Annotated in this window: 1 protein-coding gene; it reads right to left on the reverse strand. The window is 66.3% G+C overall.

Annotated elements, in window-relative coordinates:
• Positions 1 to 312, reverse strand: a 312-nt coding sequence (ybeY, locus tag AC0IYH_RS30610; protein ID WP_471837918.1) for an rRNA maturation RNase YbeY, incomplete at both ends; no start/stop codon positions are given.

The following is a 312-nucleotide window of genomic DNA, read 5'->3' on the forward strand; positions in this document are numbered from 1 at the left end:
TGCCATGAACCAGCAAATGCGTCGCGTGATCCGCGGTCGATATGCCGCGCTCCGCCGCCTCCGCCGCGCAAACGCCGTAGGCGAGCACGATATCGCCGAGCAGCAGCTCGCCATCGTCGGAGTTCTGGCTGACGGTATCGAGCAAATCGGACTGCACCATCGGGAAGGACAGGACGTTGGTCGGCTTGTCCTTGCCGCGATACTGCTTGTTCAGCGCGTGGACCTCGTCGTCGGTGGTCAGCCGGACGCTGATCTCCACCAGCGCCTCCGTCGTCAGCAGCGGCCCCTGCGGCGTCCGCCCGATCGCCGCCT

The sequence above is a fragment of the Pseudomonas sp. AC463 genome (assembly GCF_979253585.1).